General features: G+C 58.0%; 15 protein-coding genes and 2 pseudogenes. 9 read left to right on the top strand and 8 right to left on the bottom strand.

All coding sequences use genetic code 11. The features are described 5' to 3' along the window. Positions 1-392 precede the first annotated feature (392 nt). Both GGR73_RS03385 and GGR73_RS03380 read right to left on the bottom strand, forming a co-directional pair. Entirely contained in the window at positions 393-860 is a 468-nt protein-coding gene (locus GGR73_RS03385) for a hypothetical protein (protein WP_184455635.1), read from the bottom strand. Further along, positions 857-1,315: a hypothetical protein gene (locus GGR73_RS03380; RefSeq protein WP_184455633.1), complete on the bottom strand. Its 459-nt coding sequence runs from the start codon at positions 1,313-1,315 to the stop codon at positions 857-859. Before GGR73_RS03380 ends, GGR73_RS03385 begins: the two co-directional genes overlap by 4 nt. A gap of 1,515 nt (positions 1,316-2,830) precedes the next feature. Between GGR73_RS03380 and GGR73_RS03375 the strand changes: the two genes are divergently transcribed. Further along, positions 2,831-4,231, top strand: a complete 1,401-nt coding sequence (locus GGR73_RS03375) for a site-specific integrase (protein ID WP_184455631.1) — start codon at positions 2,831-2,833, stop codon at positions 4,229-4,231. A gap of 111 nt (positions 4,232-4,342) precedes the next feature. Beyond that, entirely contained in the window at positions 4,343-4,615 is a 273-nt protein-coding gene (locus GGR73_RS03370) for a hypothetical protein (RefSeq protein WP_184455629.1), read from the top strand. A gap of 24 nt (positions 4,616-4,639) precedes the next feature. On the opposite strand, the gene GGR73_RS03365 is transcribed toward GGR73_RS03370, so the two are convergent. From GGR73_RS03365 to GGR73_RS03350, 4 genes are all read right to left on the bottom strand, one after another. Next, entirely contained in the window at positions 4,640-5,227 is a 588-nt protein-coding gene (locus tag GGR73_RS03365; RefSeq protein ID WP_184455627.1) for a DNA N-6-adenine-methyltransferase, read from the bottom strand. 230 nt (positions 5,228-5,457) lie between these two features. Further along, complete coding sequence (locus GGR73_RS03360) at positions 5,458-6,390, bottom strand: hypothetical protein (RefSeq protein WP_184455625.1); 933 nt, start codon at positions 6,388-6,390, stop codon at positions 5,458-5,460. Between the two features lie 53 nt (positions 6,391-6,443). Then, entirely contained in the window at positions 6,444-7,364 is a 921-nt protein-coding gene (locus GGR73_RS03355; protein WP_221233957.1) for an SIR2 family protein, read from the bottom strand. A 180-nt stretch (positions 7,365-7,544) separates the two neighbouring features. After that, positions 7,545-7,880 carry a helix-turn-helix domain-containing protein gene (locus GGR73_RS03350; protein ID WP_184455621.1) on the bottom strand — a complete coding sequence of 112 codons (336 nt, stop codon included), beginning with the start codon at positions 7,878-7,880 and terminating at the stop codon, positions 7,545-7,547. Positions 7,881-7,984: 104 nt separating this feature from the next. Here GGR73_RS03350 and GGR73_RS03345 point away from each other — a divergent pair, with 104 nt between their 5' ends. The 3 genes from GGR73_RS03345 to GGR73_RS03335 are packed head-to-tail and all read left to right on the top strand — an operon-like array spanning position 7,985 to position 9,475. Next, positions 7,985-8,737, top strand: a complete 753-nt coding sequence (locus tag GGR73_RS03345; RefSeq protein ID WP_184455619.1) for a hypothetical protein — start codon at positions 7,985-7,987, stop codon at positions 8,735-8,737. A 46-nt stretch (positions 8,738-8,783) separates the two neighbouring features. Next, on the top strand, positions 8,784-9,098 hold the full coding sequence (locus GGR73_RS03340; RefSeq protein ID WP_184455617.1) for a hypothetical protein: 315 nt from the start codon (positions 8,784-8,786) through the stop codon (positions 9,096-9,098). Beyond that, on the top strand, positions 9,095-9,475 hold the full coding sequence (locus tag GGR73_RS03335; protein ID WP_184455615.1) for a hypothetical protein: 381 nt from the start codon (positions 9,095-9,097) through the stop codon (positions 9,473-9,475). Before GGR73_RS03340 ends, GGR73_RS03335 begins: the two co-directional genes overlap by 4 nt. A 68-nt stretch (positions 9,476-9,543) precedes the next feature. Here GGR73_RS03335 and GGR73_RS03330 read toward each other — a convergent pair whose 3' ends face one another. After that, positions 9,544-10,809 carry a PAS domain-containing sensor histidine kinase gene (locus GGR73_RS03330; protein ID WP_184455613.1) on the bottom strand — a complete coding sequence of 422 codons (1,266 nt, stop codon included), beginning with the start codon at positions 10,807-10,809 and terminating at the stop codon, positions 9,544-9,546. A gap of 84 nt (positions 10,810-10,893) precedes the next feature. On the opposite strand from GGR73_RS03330, the gene GGR73_RS03325 reads away from it, so the two are divergent. From GGR73_RS03325 to GGR73_RS03310, 4 genes and pseudogenes are all read left to right on the top strand, one after another. Then, complete coding sequence (locus GGR73_RS03325; protein WP_104589025.1) at positions 10,894-11,262, top strand: response regulator; 369 nt, start codon at positions 10,894-10,896, stop codon at positions 11,260-11,262. A 333-nt stretch (positions 11,263-11,595) separates the two neighbouring features. Further along, positions 11,596-12,122, top strand: a pseudogene (locus GGR73_RS03320) (CPBP family intramembrane glutamic endopeptidase). 167 nt (positions 12,123-12,289) lie between these two features. Further along, positions 12,290-12,469: pseudogene (locus GGR73_RS03315) on the top strand (hypothetical protein); the annotation flags it as partial. After that, positions 12,466-12,807 (top strand): hypothetical protein, encoded by a 342-nt coding sequence (locus GGR73_RS03310; RefSeq protein ID WP_184455611.1) that lies wholly within the window; start codon positions 12,466-12,468, stop codon positions 12,805-12,807. The pseudogene GGR73_RS03315 and the gene GGR73_RS03310, both read left to right, overlap by 4 nt. 480 nt (positions 12,808-13,287) lie before the next feature. Here GGR73_RS03310 and GGR73_RS03305 read toward each other — a convergent pair whose 3' ends face one another. Continuing rightward, positions 13,288-14,148 (bottom strand): hypothetical protein, encoded by an 861-nt coding sequence (locus GGR73_RS03305; RefSeq protein ID WP_184455608.1) that lies wholly within the window; start codon positions 14,146-14,148, stop codon positions 13,288-13,290.

Below are 14,148 nucleotides of genomic sequence, written 5' to 3'. Positions count from 1 at the left end.
AGAGTGTCGACGACGCTTAGGCTTGGTCTTGGCATCGCATGTTGGAACCTTAGGCACACGTCATAGTGATGCCGACCTCATTTCTCAAAAGGGTTGCGGGCGAGACGCTGCTCAAGCGTCCCGGGAGGTGAGCGACCATCGGTCCCGCGTCCGGCAGAATCAAATTGTGCTTCTGGAATTCCTGAAACCATAGGTCTCAAGCCCTACGGGATGTCAGGACGTTCTTAGCCAGCCGTCGTCCAATGACGCCAACTTCCCCCAGGCATCTCCGACGCGACCAAGTCACGGCCGCACAGAAGTGACGGGACACCCAACCGGGCTGCTGCCCCGCCGTCAGAGCCACTTGACCTAGATGTTTAGCGCAACCATCGCGGGGTGTGGCTGGGCCGACTTCAGGCCAAACGTTTCGCCACCAGGTCCATCCACCCGGACTGGGATGCGGAAGCTTGTGCGCTCAACGGGCCGCGGCCTGGGATGACCTGGAGCGCGTCCACGCCAGCCTGATCCTGGGGAAAGAACGGCCCGTCGACGCCCCTGACGAAGTGATCGCCTTGAATGGCCCCGCATGCCTTGCAATGGTTGGCCCAATAGGTCGCATTCGCGGTCTTCGAGCTCCCCGGCTTGAGCCATGGTGCAACCGCTTGGATGTGCGGCGCTGTGCCTGGGTCCAGCGCCTTGATGTAGCCCAGTGTGGCCGCGCCACCTATCTCGGGCTCGTCGTCTGGTTCTTCCACACCCTCGTTGTCGACGAAGGACGGCACCCACACCATAGTGACAGGAATGGCTTTTGCGCACTTCCAGCACTGAGTGGTCGCTTGCAGGAGGGCATAATCTGGAGCGCTAAGAGTCAGCGGGGTCATGGGGTCGTATCCGTGTATGCACCGCGATTCCAGGAACGATAGCGCCAAGGCACCACCTCCTCCAAAAACGTGATGCGGGGGCTGGGAAGGTTGCCAAATCCTGCGATGCTGGCGCGCAGCCGCTCGGCCTGAGCCTCGGGGACAAAAAGCCAAGGCCTCACCGTCCAGTCCAGCGGCACACCGCTGTCTCGCTCAAGGGCGCCCCTGATGCCGGTCCAGTTCTCGTTCCATCCCTTCAGGCGAGCAATCAACGAAGGGGACCGGGCTGCGTAGCTGATTTCGCACAAATAAGCCGCCGCCTCCTTGAAACTCACGGCCACCGCATCGCAATACCAATGCGGGCCGCTGGTGTCCGGGTTGGCGCCCTCGTTGAGCTGGATGCAGCACTGGCTGTTGACGAACAGCGCGCGGTCCGCTCGGAGGTAGTCCAATACCACGCCTTCAAAGTGATCCACGCTTTAGTTCCCTTAGCAGACATAGGCTCAGTCCTACATCTCATCTTCGCATGGGGAGATGGGTGACGCGCTCCGAGACAGGACCACCCACCTGCATCGTGATGGAAGTTTGCACGAGTAAATAAAATAGAAAAAACTAACTAAATTCGACCAATATTAACTACATTTTAACTGGCGTTCATTTTAAATTTACATTAATTTTAGTTTTTAGCTAACCAATTATTTTTAAACACCACGGCCTCGTTGCTGAGCCGACGGCAGTCGCCTTTTCGTCATGCCGAATGACTTACATAGGAAAAACGAGATCTGGCTTGCCTACCTGCCATTTAAATAGTTGAGTAGGGCATTGTCTGCTGACGCTGCCAACCAATCCCGTGGATCCCCATAAATGCAAAGCGGCCTAACAAAGGGCTCTGACTTTGACAGTGCCGTCAATAAAGAGACTTCAGACGTCAGAACTCCGCCTATCATTCTACTAGAGACTATTACTGGGCAGAATCTGGGTCTACCAGTCAAGGTATTCCATTGCCCCACAGAGGCTTTACCTGACAAGAAAAAAGAAGAAACAAAACCGACTACTTGAATGAAATATCTCTTCTCATCCCATAATGCACGGTCGTCCGAATGCAGATCTTCAAGTGTTTGATCATAGATGAAAGGTGTCCGTCGAATTTTCTTGCGTCCGAACTTTGCTCGAAAAGAGCGTGTCAGCAGCCCATCTCCCGTAAACACGTCCATATAGCGATGGTCATCGACTATGGCAGGCCGCTGTGTCTTCTCTAAAATTTGCAGGACTTTGATCAAGAATCCTCCGCTGCATCGTCAAACAGATGGACGATGCTCTTGGGTAGACAGCTTCCCCTTTGGCTTTTTAGCAGGCAACGAGCCCAAGAACCAGAAGAAGCATGAATCGTTCATGCTCAGCCACTAGGCCGTCCGCTCCGCCCGACGCCGTAACACTACCGGCACCAATACGCAGATAAGAGTCAATTGATGCCCGCTTTATTGTGCCCGCTACAAGCCTTCTTTAGAGCCCGCTCCTTCGCACGTAGGCGAAGCACCGGTCCTGCCGCAACCGGGACCGACCACCGCGCAAGCGGCTCACGGCGAAGGGCCACAAGAAAGCGTCAGTGACGAGAAGGAGGCCTACACTTTCGGATTGTCAGAAAGTTCCGATCCAGGCATATGGCTGCTTTGAATATAAATTCAGACTAACAATAACAGGCTAACATTTAACTTAAATTCATTTTAAAAATCGAGCAACAAGCTCATTTAGTTAGCTTATCTACTGCAAACAGTACAGAATTGACTGCGATAAATCGACACGAATTCCCTCGCAACCCTTGGTTTATAAAGGTTTCCGCCAGGTAACGGATTAGCGAATCTGGAGGGCATCCCAGAGGGGACACCCTGACGCCTAAGGACTGCGCCGACACCGCAGATTTTTGTATCGCCCCCGTTGACGAATTTTCGTCCTGTCATATCCCTACTTCCATCTCTCGATGGAAGTGACCCATGACCAACAACCCCTCCGCAGCACTCAACGATTACATCGCCTCGCCGTTCGGTCTCCTGCATTTGGAAGGCATCCACATCGGACGGTTCCGCATTGACCGCGCCATCATCCGAGGTCGGGAAGCCGCCATCAACCTGCAAGAATGCATCCTCGCTGCGCTCGACGAAACCGGACGGAAGAGCGGTCTGAAGAACAGCACGCGCTATCCCGCTCAGCTGCCCATGGGCACTCCGTCGCGTCCTCTGGCCAAGGAGATCGAGGATCATCTGGAGGACATGCGTCGCCGGCAACTGGAGCCCAAAACCATCCAGTCCACCGAGCGCACGTTGAAGCTACTGCTTCTCACCTGCGGCAACATCTCGGCGGCTCGAGTGGACTATTACCACATCCAGGCGCTCTGGAAACTGCTGCGCTGGGCCCCAAGGAACCTGGTGTCGGATCCGCTGCTGAAGGACCTTACTTTCGACGAAGCCATCGCCATGGGCAAACAGCAAGACGTGCCGCCGCTGTCACCTGCCACGGAAGAACGTCACCGCCGATTCCTTGTTGCCTTCTTCAACCACTTGGTCAACGGACAAGCCATCGACTTGTCACCGATGAAGGCGTTTCGGAAGCCCAAGGAAGATCACACCATCAACCCCGACAAGGCGATCCGCTTGTTCGAGGACGCAGACTTGCAAGCCATTTTTGACCCCGCAACCTTCATCCCCTGGGCAAAAAAACCGCAGTATTGGTGGGCACCGATGATCGGCTTGTATACCGGTGCCAGGGTCAACGAAGTCTGCCAGCTGAAGTTGAGCGACATCATTGAGGAGCGCGGGGTGTGGTGCATCGCTTTCCAGAAGACGTTGGACCAAGACTTGGCCGCAGACCCGAAGCGACGGCGGCGCAGCCGGCAAAGCATGAAAGGCGCGGGCTGTATGCGCATCATCCCCATCGCCAAGCCGCTCCTGGAGGCAGGCTTCTTGGAGTTCGTGGAGGACATGAAGGACACGGGCCATCCTCGGCTGTTCCCGCTGCTCTCCGCTGGCGTAAACCGCACGACAGGCGAGACCAATGCGCGTTACAGCCAACAGTTCGTGGTGGACTTTGGCCGCTACCTGAAAAGCCTGGGCTTTCCCAAAGGCGTCGGATTCCACGCGTTCCGCCACACGCTGGCCACCGAGCTCGATGTCCAGGACGTGCCGGAGAAGGAGATTGCCCTGGTCACCGGCCACAGCACCGATCCACGGGACCGGGTTCAAGTCCTACGCAGGCACTACCTCCACAAGAAGCCGCAGGTGACGCGAAGCAAGCAGATTAGCGCTTTGGAGCTGTATCAGCCCGACGTGGACTTGCCGCGCTACCAGCGGGGCCAGTTCACATCTCTGCTATCCGATGCCAGCAAGTTCTATCCCTAGTCCAAAGACTTGTGGTGCTTACTACCAGCGCATAGCATCGAATCGAGCCACGGATCGGCCAAAGGCCAGCGTGCTCATTTCAAAACGATCACAAGGAAAAAGGAGTTTCACATGTCAGAATTTTCTGGACTGGATGCGGAAACGGCTCGGAAGTTTGCTTTGACCCCCGCAGGCAATGGCGAAGCTGCGCTTAAGTATTTTGAAGAGGTGATCGGGTTCGCCGCCAAGAATCAACGCAAAACAGAGGCTAAGGTGAGCCTGCCAAAGGATGCTTTTACACCGGAGGGAATCACCTACGCGGTTACGCAGCTCTCTGGACGTGGTTTTGAGATTAGCAAAATTGAGGGAGCTCAAGACCCGACTTACCTTGTGACGTTCTCATAGACATCTGAAGCAGCCGGCAGACCGCTACTGGCCTGCCGGCACATCGGCTTCCTCCGACATACGGACTTTGGCCAAGTCCAAATAATGTCCCCGGACGATGCCCCCCTTAACCGCAGCATGAAGACGCTGCGCTGCGCGCTCCCCATAGCCCACAAAAAGTGATCCCATCGGGCACGCCTTGCCTGGATTTCCATCCTCACGGCAGAAGGACAGGCGCCCCTTGGTGAACACCACCGCCGAAGCGTTGGGATGGGTCAAGACCGACGAGTGCATGCATCCGGTCTCCATTCGGGCAAAAATCAACGCCACCCCGTTTCCGTGCTCGGCCGCTTTGGAAAGCCAGGCGTCCATGCCCCGTCCATACGGCGGATTGAGCCACACAAATGACTTCCGGGGCCAGAGTGCTTTCAACCCATCGTCGCTCGGCTTGAGCATTTTCCTGGCTGTGCGCCAAGGCATCCCCTGTTCCGGCGTTGCAGGGTCCAAGTCAAAGGGACCAAGCGCTTTCAGCAAGGCCGGGGGCGTCAGCCAGGTCTTGGTCGTCACACTGCAACGGTCGTAGCCGACCTTCAGAGACGCGGGAACACGAACAGATTTCTGGGCGGCGGGCATGGGTATCTCCGGAGCTAAGTGTGCATGGCTCCGCTACCGCGCCAGGATTGACGCGCTCAAAAAACGAGTCGACGGAGGACACCGAATGCGAGCTCCGGCTATGATCCCGGGCCGCTGTCGGCGTGGGGACATGATCCGAATTGTGGATCCGGCCTGCTGCCTCTGAGGGGCGCGTGCCCCTCAGAGCTGAATCGCGATTCATGCACCACGTGCGGGGAAGCCACCACGCCCTAGAAGCGAAATGGCACCGGCTTTCGCGCTGGAGCCGCCGCAGGCAATCCCGCCTCCATAGCAGCCGTCCTGAGCTCTGCCCTGACCAGGGTGACGGTCCTCGCGGTGTCCTCAATGAGAGCCAGCCGTGCCTTCAACTCCCCTATCTCCCGCAGCGCTTCGCGCTCGTGCTGCGCAAGCAATGCTTCAAGGTGCGCAAGGAACTGAACGTAAAGGAAGACCAAGGCTTTCCGGAGTTCCGGCTCTGCCCAAGGCAGATTGAAGACCTCCTGAAGCGGCAGCTCTTGCCTGGCAAGCGCAGCGAAACCTCGTTCGTCGACCTCAACCACCCTCGCCTGCTCCCGCAGAAACGCTTTTAGCATGGCCTTGGCAGCCGGAGTGTGTTGCTCCAGATCGATCCAGGCCACAACCTCGGCGCCGTCTTGGCCGCTCAGCACCACCCTCACCTTGTGGCCCTTGAGCTCCTGGAACTTGGCTCTTATCTCGGATGGGGTTCGCGTAGCACCAAGGATCTCGCCATCTTCTCGTGACGCACGCCAATCCCGCGCCTTGGGCACGCCCTCGGCCCACTCCAGTAGACGAACCAAGCTGATCGAGGCCACCACGCGGGACTTGCCCGGCTCTTGCTCGGGGACCAAGCGCCCCGTGGGCCCGTCAGCCCGGGCAAGCTCATTGAACGTTTTGTAGGAAAGCCTCAGAAGGCCCGCACATTGCTCCGCGGTATACGGGATGGCAACGCTGCGAACCTTCTTACCCAGCTGCTTCGCTGCCATCTCAGCTCGCTCGGCTGCGGCCTCCCGAGCAAGGGCGTCCTTGAGCTTGGCCCACGACACCCCTAACCCAGCCCGGAACGTCTCATCGTTCCTTCCGTAGGTCTCGCCATAGCGCTTCACAAGCGCGGCTTCAACCTTTTTGAGCGAGTCAGTGGACATAGAGATACGGCCAAATGGTTGCCCCCGATGGTATCGATGGCCGTTTCTTGCTGCTACCAATCAGTGAACTCGAGAATGTTCGCTCGGCGAACCAGCTCGACAGGGCGATCAAGCAACTCTTTCCAGAAGTCGCTCCTGTCCTCTTCGCCGCCTGCACCGTCCCATTCCACCACGCGAATCGCCGCAGGCCCACGCGAACGAAGAAGCGAGTTGAGATGCTTGTCGCACCCGGAATAGCCCACGAGAACAACGCAGGGGGACTCCGCGAACGCCTTTGCCAAGAGCTCCCAATAGTAGCTCAGGAGTGGCGACGCAGAGATCACCGTCTGCTTGTGCTTGACGTGAGTAAGAACAATGTGGGAGCCGATGGTGTCCTCGTTCTTCCCCAAGTTTGCTTGCTTGAGCTTGATGACACTTTCATCGCGGTCAACGAAAAGAGGCGATCCATGCAGATGCATGTAATACCCGAAGGTCCTGCCGTATTTCCTTTCAAGGTTCTCTTCGGCGAAGCCAGCGCCATGAAACCCGTCAACCAATGCTCCGCCGTAGCCGTTGAGGACGTAAGCCTCGATCATCGGCTGGTAAAGAAGGTTGTCGTAGTTCAGCGTCGCGACATGGGACTGTGTTTCGTGAAGGAAAGCCGCCAGTGGCCTTGTGAACTCCAAGGGCAGTCCAAAATCCCCCTGATGAAAGCGGAGCGAGGTTTGGTAGAGGAACTTCCTAACTGCGGCGGGGAAAAGCTTTCCGTGCTCGCTCAGCCAATGAATCTCACCGCCGCCGGTGCGAGACAGAAAATCGCAAGCGGAAACGACAAGCTGGAGCTCATCTAGGTCCTCTTCACCATGAGGACGGTCGGCTTCGTCGCCCAAACAGCAGCGCACCAGATCCTTGGTCTGCTCGTCCAAGGCCGGGCTTTCTTCCCAGATCCGCCCAATAGCGTTGTCCAGCGAGAAAAAATCTGGGGCCAGGGCCATGCCCAACCCGTTCCCAAAAATCAACGTCTTTCTTGTCACCATCGCTCATAGATGCCGGTGAGGCATGCCGCAGTCACCACCCTTGTCGGCAGTGTTGCCTACTTCTTGAGTGCCGTGATGCGAATGTGTGACTGCTCGCTCCTCAGCGAGAATCCATCGCCAGATGGATCACCTTGCTGCTCATTCCTTTGGCTTGAGGGCCGCCTTCGTCAGCTGCTTGGCCAAAGCATTTCGCTCAGCGGCCGTCATTCTCGACAGAGACAAGATGACCTCAGCAGTAGCTCCGTCCTGAGCCACCAAGTAGGCCATCGGAACCCCTAGTGTGTCGGCCAGTTTTCCCAAGGCGTCCAGGTCAATGCCGCTGGTTTCGTTCTCGTAGCGATTGACCCGGCTGCTTGCCAGCTTCTTATCGAGCCCCATCAGAACTCCCAGCGCTCGCTGGCTGGCGATGCCGCGCAGCTCCCGGGCCTGTTTGAGGCGGGCAGCAAAGAGAGCTCGGGGGGAAGCCTTCAGCACGTGAACGAATGTTTAAAAGTTGGCCGGACAGCATGACTTGCTCCTCCACTGCATGGCAGACTCTTCATGAAATGTAGCACCCTTCACCAACAGACGGGGATTTCATGAAGACCGCAAAAACTGCAGGCATTGCCCTGCTCGCATTGACCGTGGCCGGCGTCGCCCAGGCCCAGGACGCACAAGAACAGAAGCCCGGCTTCTTCCGCCAGCTCGGAAAAAGCCTGACCGACTCGGGCAAGCAAATGGTCGGCATCCCGCCGAGCGCCAGCACCAAGGCCGGCAGCCAAGGCGCCGGCTCGATCTACGAACCCCTCAGCGGTGCCGGGAAGCTGCCCGGGCTCTTCAAGGGCGACAACCACCAAGCGGCGCAGGGCGGGAAGTTGGATTGGCCTCGCGTGGCGCTCACGTTCACCGAGTGGGGCGCCTCCCTGCCCTGTTGGACGGCTGAGGCGCGCATCTGGACCAGCCCGACCGCGTCGAGCGTCGAGACCTTCCGCACCTGCTTCGCTGCTGCCGTGACGGAAGCGGACGACCTGGGCGAGACAGCGGAGCTCAACAGCGCGGCCCTGTGGAAAGGCCGGGACTCGCTCAACGGCGTCCGGGTGCCGCCCAGCAAGCCCAACACCGGCGCCCAGCGCTCCGCCGGTCCCAACCCTCCGACTCAGCCCTTCGTCGTCAACGTGAGCCGCCCTGGCGTCGCTGACCGTGCCGTGGAGGTGTCGTTGCGCATCGCTTGGGTCTCCGGGTTTATCCAGACCGCCGACTTGCACCCCGGCCCCTCCGGAATGCTGACGCCCTTCAAGGACACACGGATGTGGATCGCGGGGTTCAAGCCCGACGGGAACCGCGACAAGTAACCCTGCCTCCTAACTTCTCAATCCCTCTCTCTATCAAAGGACAGACATGAAACACGCAAGGATCGGCCTGGTCGCGTTGACCATGGCCCTGGGCCTGACCGCCTGCGGCGGCAAGCCTTCGTCTGACAACGCCAAGGAAGCGTTAGTCAGGCTGCTTCAACAGAGTGGCGCCGGCCAGGTCACCGACATCCAGAACTTCGAACTTACCGGCTGCGTGGAAGCGGAAGGCGTGGAGGGCTACCGCTGCGACACGCGCGGCCAGGTCGTGCTCAACATCGAGGGTCGGCAGGTGTCCATCCCGCTGAGCAAGAACTTGCGCTACGCCAAGAGCGACGGCTCCTGGAGGGCCTACGCCAAATGAAGACCGAATCGAATTCGATGGACGGCACGTCGGTCAGCGCTATGGGTGGCTTTCGTGGGGACGGCGCGCTGCTCGCCGCTCCCAAGAAGGTCCTGACGCCTCACACGCGGTTCTTCCGGTGGTTCTCGCTCAGCCTGCTCTTCCTGGGCCCACTCGGCTTCATCGTGGGGCCGTTAATGGCTCGGCGGGGTCTGCGGAAGGCGGAGCGGCTCTACCCTCAAGAAGCCTACGCGGCGAGGCAGCGCGATCGGGGCTTTAGCTGGTGGCAGTGGTGGGTCATGACCCCGCTGACCGTCATGGGCGCCTTTTGGGTCACTTCGGTGCTGAGCGGCCTCCCGATGGTTCTGTTTGTGCTCTATGCGCAACTGACGCGCTAGACAGCAGGACTACTCGAGAATGCGACGGCGGCCTGATGCGGCGCCCCAGCCTCCGCAATCAGCTTCCATCAAGGACAAGGCACGCCCAAAGTGAAGCAAGCACCCTGTCCTGGCTGCGACTCCACATCGACGAAGCCGTTGGCCCGACGCATCGTGCCGTAGACCTGAGACAGGCCCAGACCCGTCCCTTTCCCGGGTGGCTTGGTGGTGAAGTAGGCTTCAAACAGCCGTCCCAGCACCTCTGGCGCGATGCCTTGCCCCGTATCGTGAACCTTCACAAGCACATAGCGGCCAGGCGAATGGGATGCGCCGTCGGGCACACGCCCGATGGAACAACTCTCCGTAGAAATGGTGATGGTGCCTGCATCGCCGCACGCATCCCGGGCGTTCACCACCAGGTTCATGATGGCCCGTTCCAGGCTGTGCAGATCCACCATAGCCAGGGGGAGGTTGGATTCCGCTCGGAAGTCGATCGTGATGCCGAGACCCACGGCTTGGTTCAGTAGCGGCAGCATCCCCTGCACGACCCGGCCGACGTCAACGTTCTCTGGCAGATAAGGGTGCTGCCGGGCAAAGCCGAGCAGCCGCTGCGACATGGTCGCCCCTTGCTGCAACGCGCTTTCTGCCATGCCCAAAAGCTTGCGATTCTTATCGTCGATACCCTGGCTTAGAAGCACCATCTCCACCGCGCCGGAGGCCGCCTGCAGCACGTTGTTGAAGTCGTGCACCATGCCGGCCAACAGCTGACCAATCGCGTCCCCTTTCTGGGCCTGCTCTGCGATTGCCTCGGCCATACGCTGGGCGGCCTTTGCAATATTGAGCTCCCCCTCTAGCTGCTGTGCCCGCTGGTTGGCATGGCCCAACTTCTCATCAATGGCATCGGCCAGCTCGGCGTGGGCCAAGGCTAGTTCAGGCTGACTGCTCAAGCTCTCATTGAGCGTGCGCAGCGCCACTTCAGCCTGGCGGCGCTCGGTTACGTCTCGATTGACGGCCAGGACGGCTTCGATTTCCCCGTCGGCATTGGTCAGCGGACTGGTAGAAACCAGCCAGAACCGGCGCTCACCGCTGGGTGTTGTGCAGGCCGCATCGAACTGCCGCCGTTCCCCACGAGAAGCTGCGGAGATTGCCTCTTCGACGGTGTCGCGGACCTCTTCAGGCCATAGAGACGACCACTGTTGCCCCAGCACACGCTCCGCATTCTCCACAGCGATCCGCGCGACTCCGTGGGAGTTCACAAAACGCACCTTGCCGTCGAGAGCAATTTCTTTGATGGAGTCCGGAGACAGCTCAACGATCTGTCGGTAGCGGTCTTGAGAGGGAAGCATCTGGATCATTCAGTGGGGGCAGTTCGGCAATCACGCGCATTTTGCACTGTAGGGGCCAGTGTCGATAGCTAGATCCGCGACCAGACGACCCCCATGGCTTCTCTTGCTGAATGCGTCATCCTAATTGTCGATGACGATGAACTTACTCGTGAGCTGGCGGAAATACTGCTGACCGAACACGGCTATTGCGTGGTAACCGCAGGGGATGCAAGCCAGGCACTGGACCGGCTTGCCGATCATCCTGAGATAGGCTTGATCTTCACGGACTTGCAAATGCCGGGTGCCATGGACGGGAAGGAGATGCTCCACCACCTCCGATTGGACGGATGCAACCTTCCTGCCATTCTCACCTCGGGCATTGGCTACATTCCTGGCGACTTGCCCAGTCGAACAAAATTTCTAAGCAAGCCCTACAAACGCGCTCATTTGGTCAACCGCATCCAGGAATCGCTGGCGGCCTGATTGGACCCTGGACGCGATTATCCGTCGCATCTGTCTTGCAACAAGGGCTGGACCATGGCAAGACGGGCGCTGAGCGCCTTGCGACTCAGTGGCCCCCTCCGTCAGCGCGAGATGGCCCATCGTTCCGCAGTGGAGGTTCCACAGCATAGCGCCATTCTCTGTCAGAAACGTCCTACGCCTTGGTAAAAAGTGGCGGTGGCCGAGTCACGAGCGTCCACAAGATTTGGATTTCTCGCCAGCACTTTTTGACTAGCCGGTAATAGAGCTTCGGCGCTTACCGATAGGTCTTGGCGAGTGGGAGCACGTCAAGAGCATCCACCGTGCCCCTGCCTTATTGCGTTGGTTTGGCTAGAAACCCACGATTGGCGGGCGTGCGGCCTGACATGGCGAGGACTAGGCCCCACGCTCGGGTGGACAGCGCTGCTGGTGCTCTTCGTCACCGCGATCATCACACCGTTTTTCCAGCCGCTGATCGACTACCTCACTGGCACCAAGACGGATTACAGCGCCTACGGCGCGCTTCGCAATAACGCACCAGCAGCCATGCAGCTGATTGGGTATGCATGGATCAGCGCCGTCATCGGGGAGGAGCTGGTGTTCCGAGCGTTTCTGATCCACCAGCTTGAAGCGTTGTTCGACCGCGTTGGCCTAGGCCGCATCGGAGCGGCTGTCGCGGGCGGAGTTGTGTCGCCGCCATGCACGCGAGTCAAGGCGTTTCGGGAGTTCTACTGACGGGCCTTGTTGGGGCAGTTTTTGGCTATGCATACCTGCGCTCAAACCGAAACTTGTGGGCGCTCATCTTGGCGCACGGGTTGGTGGATACATGGGGCGTCACAACGCTCTACCTTGGGTGGTATTGAACGCTCCACACTCGCTCTGAAGGGCTAGTTGCCCGCTAGGGGCCTATGCCCACCTCGCAAGAAACGGCGGCATCGCCAGGGCAATCGGCGTTGGGGGCGTCGAGACCTATTCGTGTTGGTGCTTTAGCCTGCGGCGTTGGTGCTCTAGCCTGCGGCACCGCAGACCCACCGACGTCCAGAACTTCGAACTGACCGGCTGCACCAAGGCCGAGGACGCCGACGGCTATCGCTGCGATACCCGCGGCCTGGTGACCCTGGAAATCGCCGGCAGGCAGGTTCCCGTCCCCGTCAGCAAAAATCTCCGCTATGCGAAGGCCGACGGCACGTGGAGGGCTTACGCCAAATGAGCGTGCCTCCACCTCTGCATGACCCGCCGGTGCCCGCCCGGCGCAAGCTCAAGACGCCACGGGACCGATTTTTCTGGTGGTATACGCTTTCCCTGCTCTTCCTAGGACCTTTTGGGTTCCTTGTCGGGCCGCTAATGGCCCGGCGAGGAACACGGAAGGTAGGACGCTTCTACCCGGCCGAAGCTCGACTGGCTCAGGCTAGGGACAAGGGGTCCGCTTGGTGGCAGTGGTGGGTCATGACCATCCTCACCCTGATGGGCGCTGTCGGGGCCTTCGCGATCCTGAGCGGGCTGCCCATGTTCCTGCTTGTGCTTTATGCGCAGCTGACCCAAGCCTAAAAGCGTTCGCGAAATAAGGAAGGCCCCTAGTTAGAGATTACAGCAAGGGGCGCATAAATCGCGGGGGCCAAGTGGCGCCAACCCAACACCTTGCCACGATAGGAAGCATTTCTCTGGAACAGGCGCTGACTTAGAGCCAGCTGCGTCACTTATGAGACGTGAGTAGATGGCGCTTTAGACGCGCATAATCGCGCCAAATGCCTTTCGTAGAAAGCGTCACCTTGGATCCCGCTTCGGAATTCGGCCTCCGAGATTAATCAGCATCCAAAATTGATGAGAGGACCTGAACCGCCAAAAGATGAAGCCATTAATCTTCAGGGCTTTTCGCAATACAACCTTTAACCATATCCCTCAACCCGGAGGCGACACTTGACAAAAGCCAATAATCACCTAAAAAGGTCACTCCAAGTCAATCACACCTTCACATGCGCAAGCTGAATAATCTAACAAAAGATGAAAGATCAGCGCTTATTATTTGCCTCATCGCATACTCTCTTGCAGCCATTGCATTGATTGCTTTAACCATTGTGGCCATACTATCCATCCCGCAATAATTATCGACAACCAAGCTACTGAAGCCGCAATATTTGCCAGCATAATTCCCATGGCGATAGGCTTAAAAATAATATCACCCCGTGTAGGATTCGACCTGGTATTCCTATAGTTAATCGCTACAGAGAATGTCGAAATGAAAGACCCCAAAAGACCAAATATAGCGAAATAAAATTCAGCAAAAGCACCTTTAGAGCCCACGAAGAACATGAGCGACAAGAGCACAAGAAGAGCAGATGCCTGAAAGCAAGCAACTTCCGGGGAATATTTCCTGAAAAACCCTTCCCGCTTCCAAGCCTCTTTAGCTTCGCGTTTATCGAAACGCACTACTTGCCTCATCAGCGGCTTATTTAGATACAAGCCTCCGGCGGCGACCAAGCCTGCATATAGTGGAAATATGTAGGCCAAATACTCACAAAAAATTTTTACGTCGCGAGCATGGGCCCCCAACCCCATAACTGCGATGGATGCGACAAGAAAAAACAATAGTATTGCACTGAATAAATCAGGCCTGAACGACAAGCTCGCGCGCGCACTTAAAACGAAATAAGCCTTAATTCTGCGCACATCCCTATTTGAGCGCTCGAATTTTACACTGGTGCGCTCCAAGGCGTCCACCCGCCCCTCGATTTGCTTAACATGTTCTCGGGCCATGCGGAGTTCCGCTACAGAAGCCGCCCCTCCTTCTAAACTTTCGTTCACTTCCAAATGCGCAATTCGATCCGCTCGAGTATCACCTCGCAACAACGAAAAAATCTTCTCGATGATCGACTTCACTGCATCCAGCAT

The sequence above is a fragment of the Xanthomonas sp. F14 genome (genome assembly GCF_014199865.1).
Note: the sequence above shows the minus strand (reverse complement) of the source record. Positions and strands in the feature narration are given on the sequence as shown.

What these genes read in the sequence shown, in the direction of transcription:
- GGR73_RS03385 (WP_184455635.1), bottom strand. Translation starts at nt 860, where the DNA reads ATGACCCCGCTGACTCTTAGCGCTCCAGATTATGCCCTCCTGCAAGCG.
- GGR73_RS03375 (WP_184455631.1), top strand. Translation starts at nt 2,831, where the DNA reads ATGACCAACAACCCCTCCGCAGCACTCAACGATTACATCGCCTCGCCG.
- GGR73_RS03370 (WP_184455629.1), top strand. Translation starts at nt 4,343, where the DNA reads ATGTCAGAATTTTCTGGACTGGATGCGGAAACGGCTCGGAAGTTTGCT.
- GGR73_RS03365 (WP_184455627.1), bottom strand. Translation starts at nt 5,227, where the DNA reads ATGCCCGCCGCCCAGAAATCTGTTCGTGTTCCCGCGTCTCTGAAGGTC.
- GGR73_RS03360 (WP_184455625.1), bottom strand. Translation starts at nt 6,390, where the DNA reads ATGTCCACTGACTCGCTCAAAAAGGTTGAAGCCGCGCTTGTGAAGCGC.
- GGR73_RS03355 (WP_221233957.1), bottom strand. Translation starts at nt 7,364, where the DNA reads ATGGCCCTGGCCCCAGATTTTTTCTCGCTGGACAACGCTATTGGGCGG.
- GGR73_RS03345 (WP_184455619.1), top strand. Translation starts at nt 7,985, where the DNA reads ATGAAGACCGCAAAAACTGCAGGCATTGCCCTGCTCGCATTGACCGTG.
- GGR73_RS03340 (WP_184455617.1), top strand. Translation starts at nt 8,784, where the DNA reads ATGAAACACGCAAGGATCGGCCTGGTCGCGTTGACCATGGCCCTGGGC.
- GGR73_RS03335 (WP_184455615.1), top strand. Translation starts at nt 9,095, where the DNA reads ATGAAGACCGAATCGAATTCGATGGACGGCACGTCGGTCAGCGCTATG.
- GGR73_RS03330 (WP_184455613.1), bottom strand. Translation starts at nt 10,809, where the DNA reads ATGATCCAGATGCTTCCCTCTCAAGACCGCTACCGACAGATCGTTGAG.
- GGR73_RS03325 (WP_104589025.1), top strand. Translation starts at nt 10,894, where the DNA reads ATGGCTTCTCTTGCTGAATGCGTCATCCTAATTGTCGATGACGATGAA.
- GGR73_RS03310 (WP_184455611.1), top strand. Translation starts at nt 12,466, where the DNA reads ATGAGCGTGCCTCCACCTCTGCATGACCCGCCGGTGCCCGCCCGGCGC.
- GGR73_RS03305 (WP_184455608.1), bottom strand. Translation starts at nt 14,148, where the DNA reads ATGCTGGATGCAGTGAAGTCGATCATCGAGAAGATTTTTTCGTTGTTG.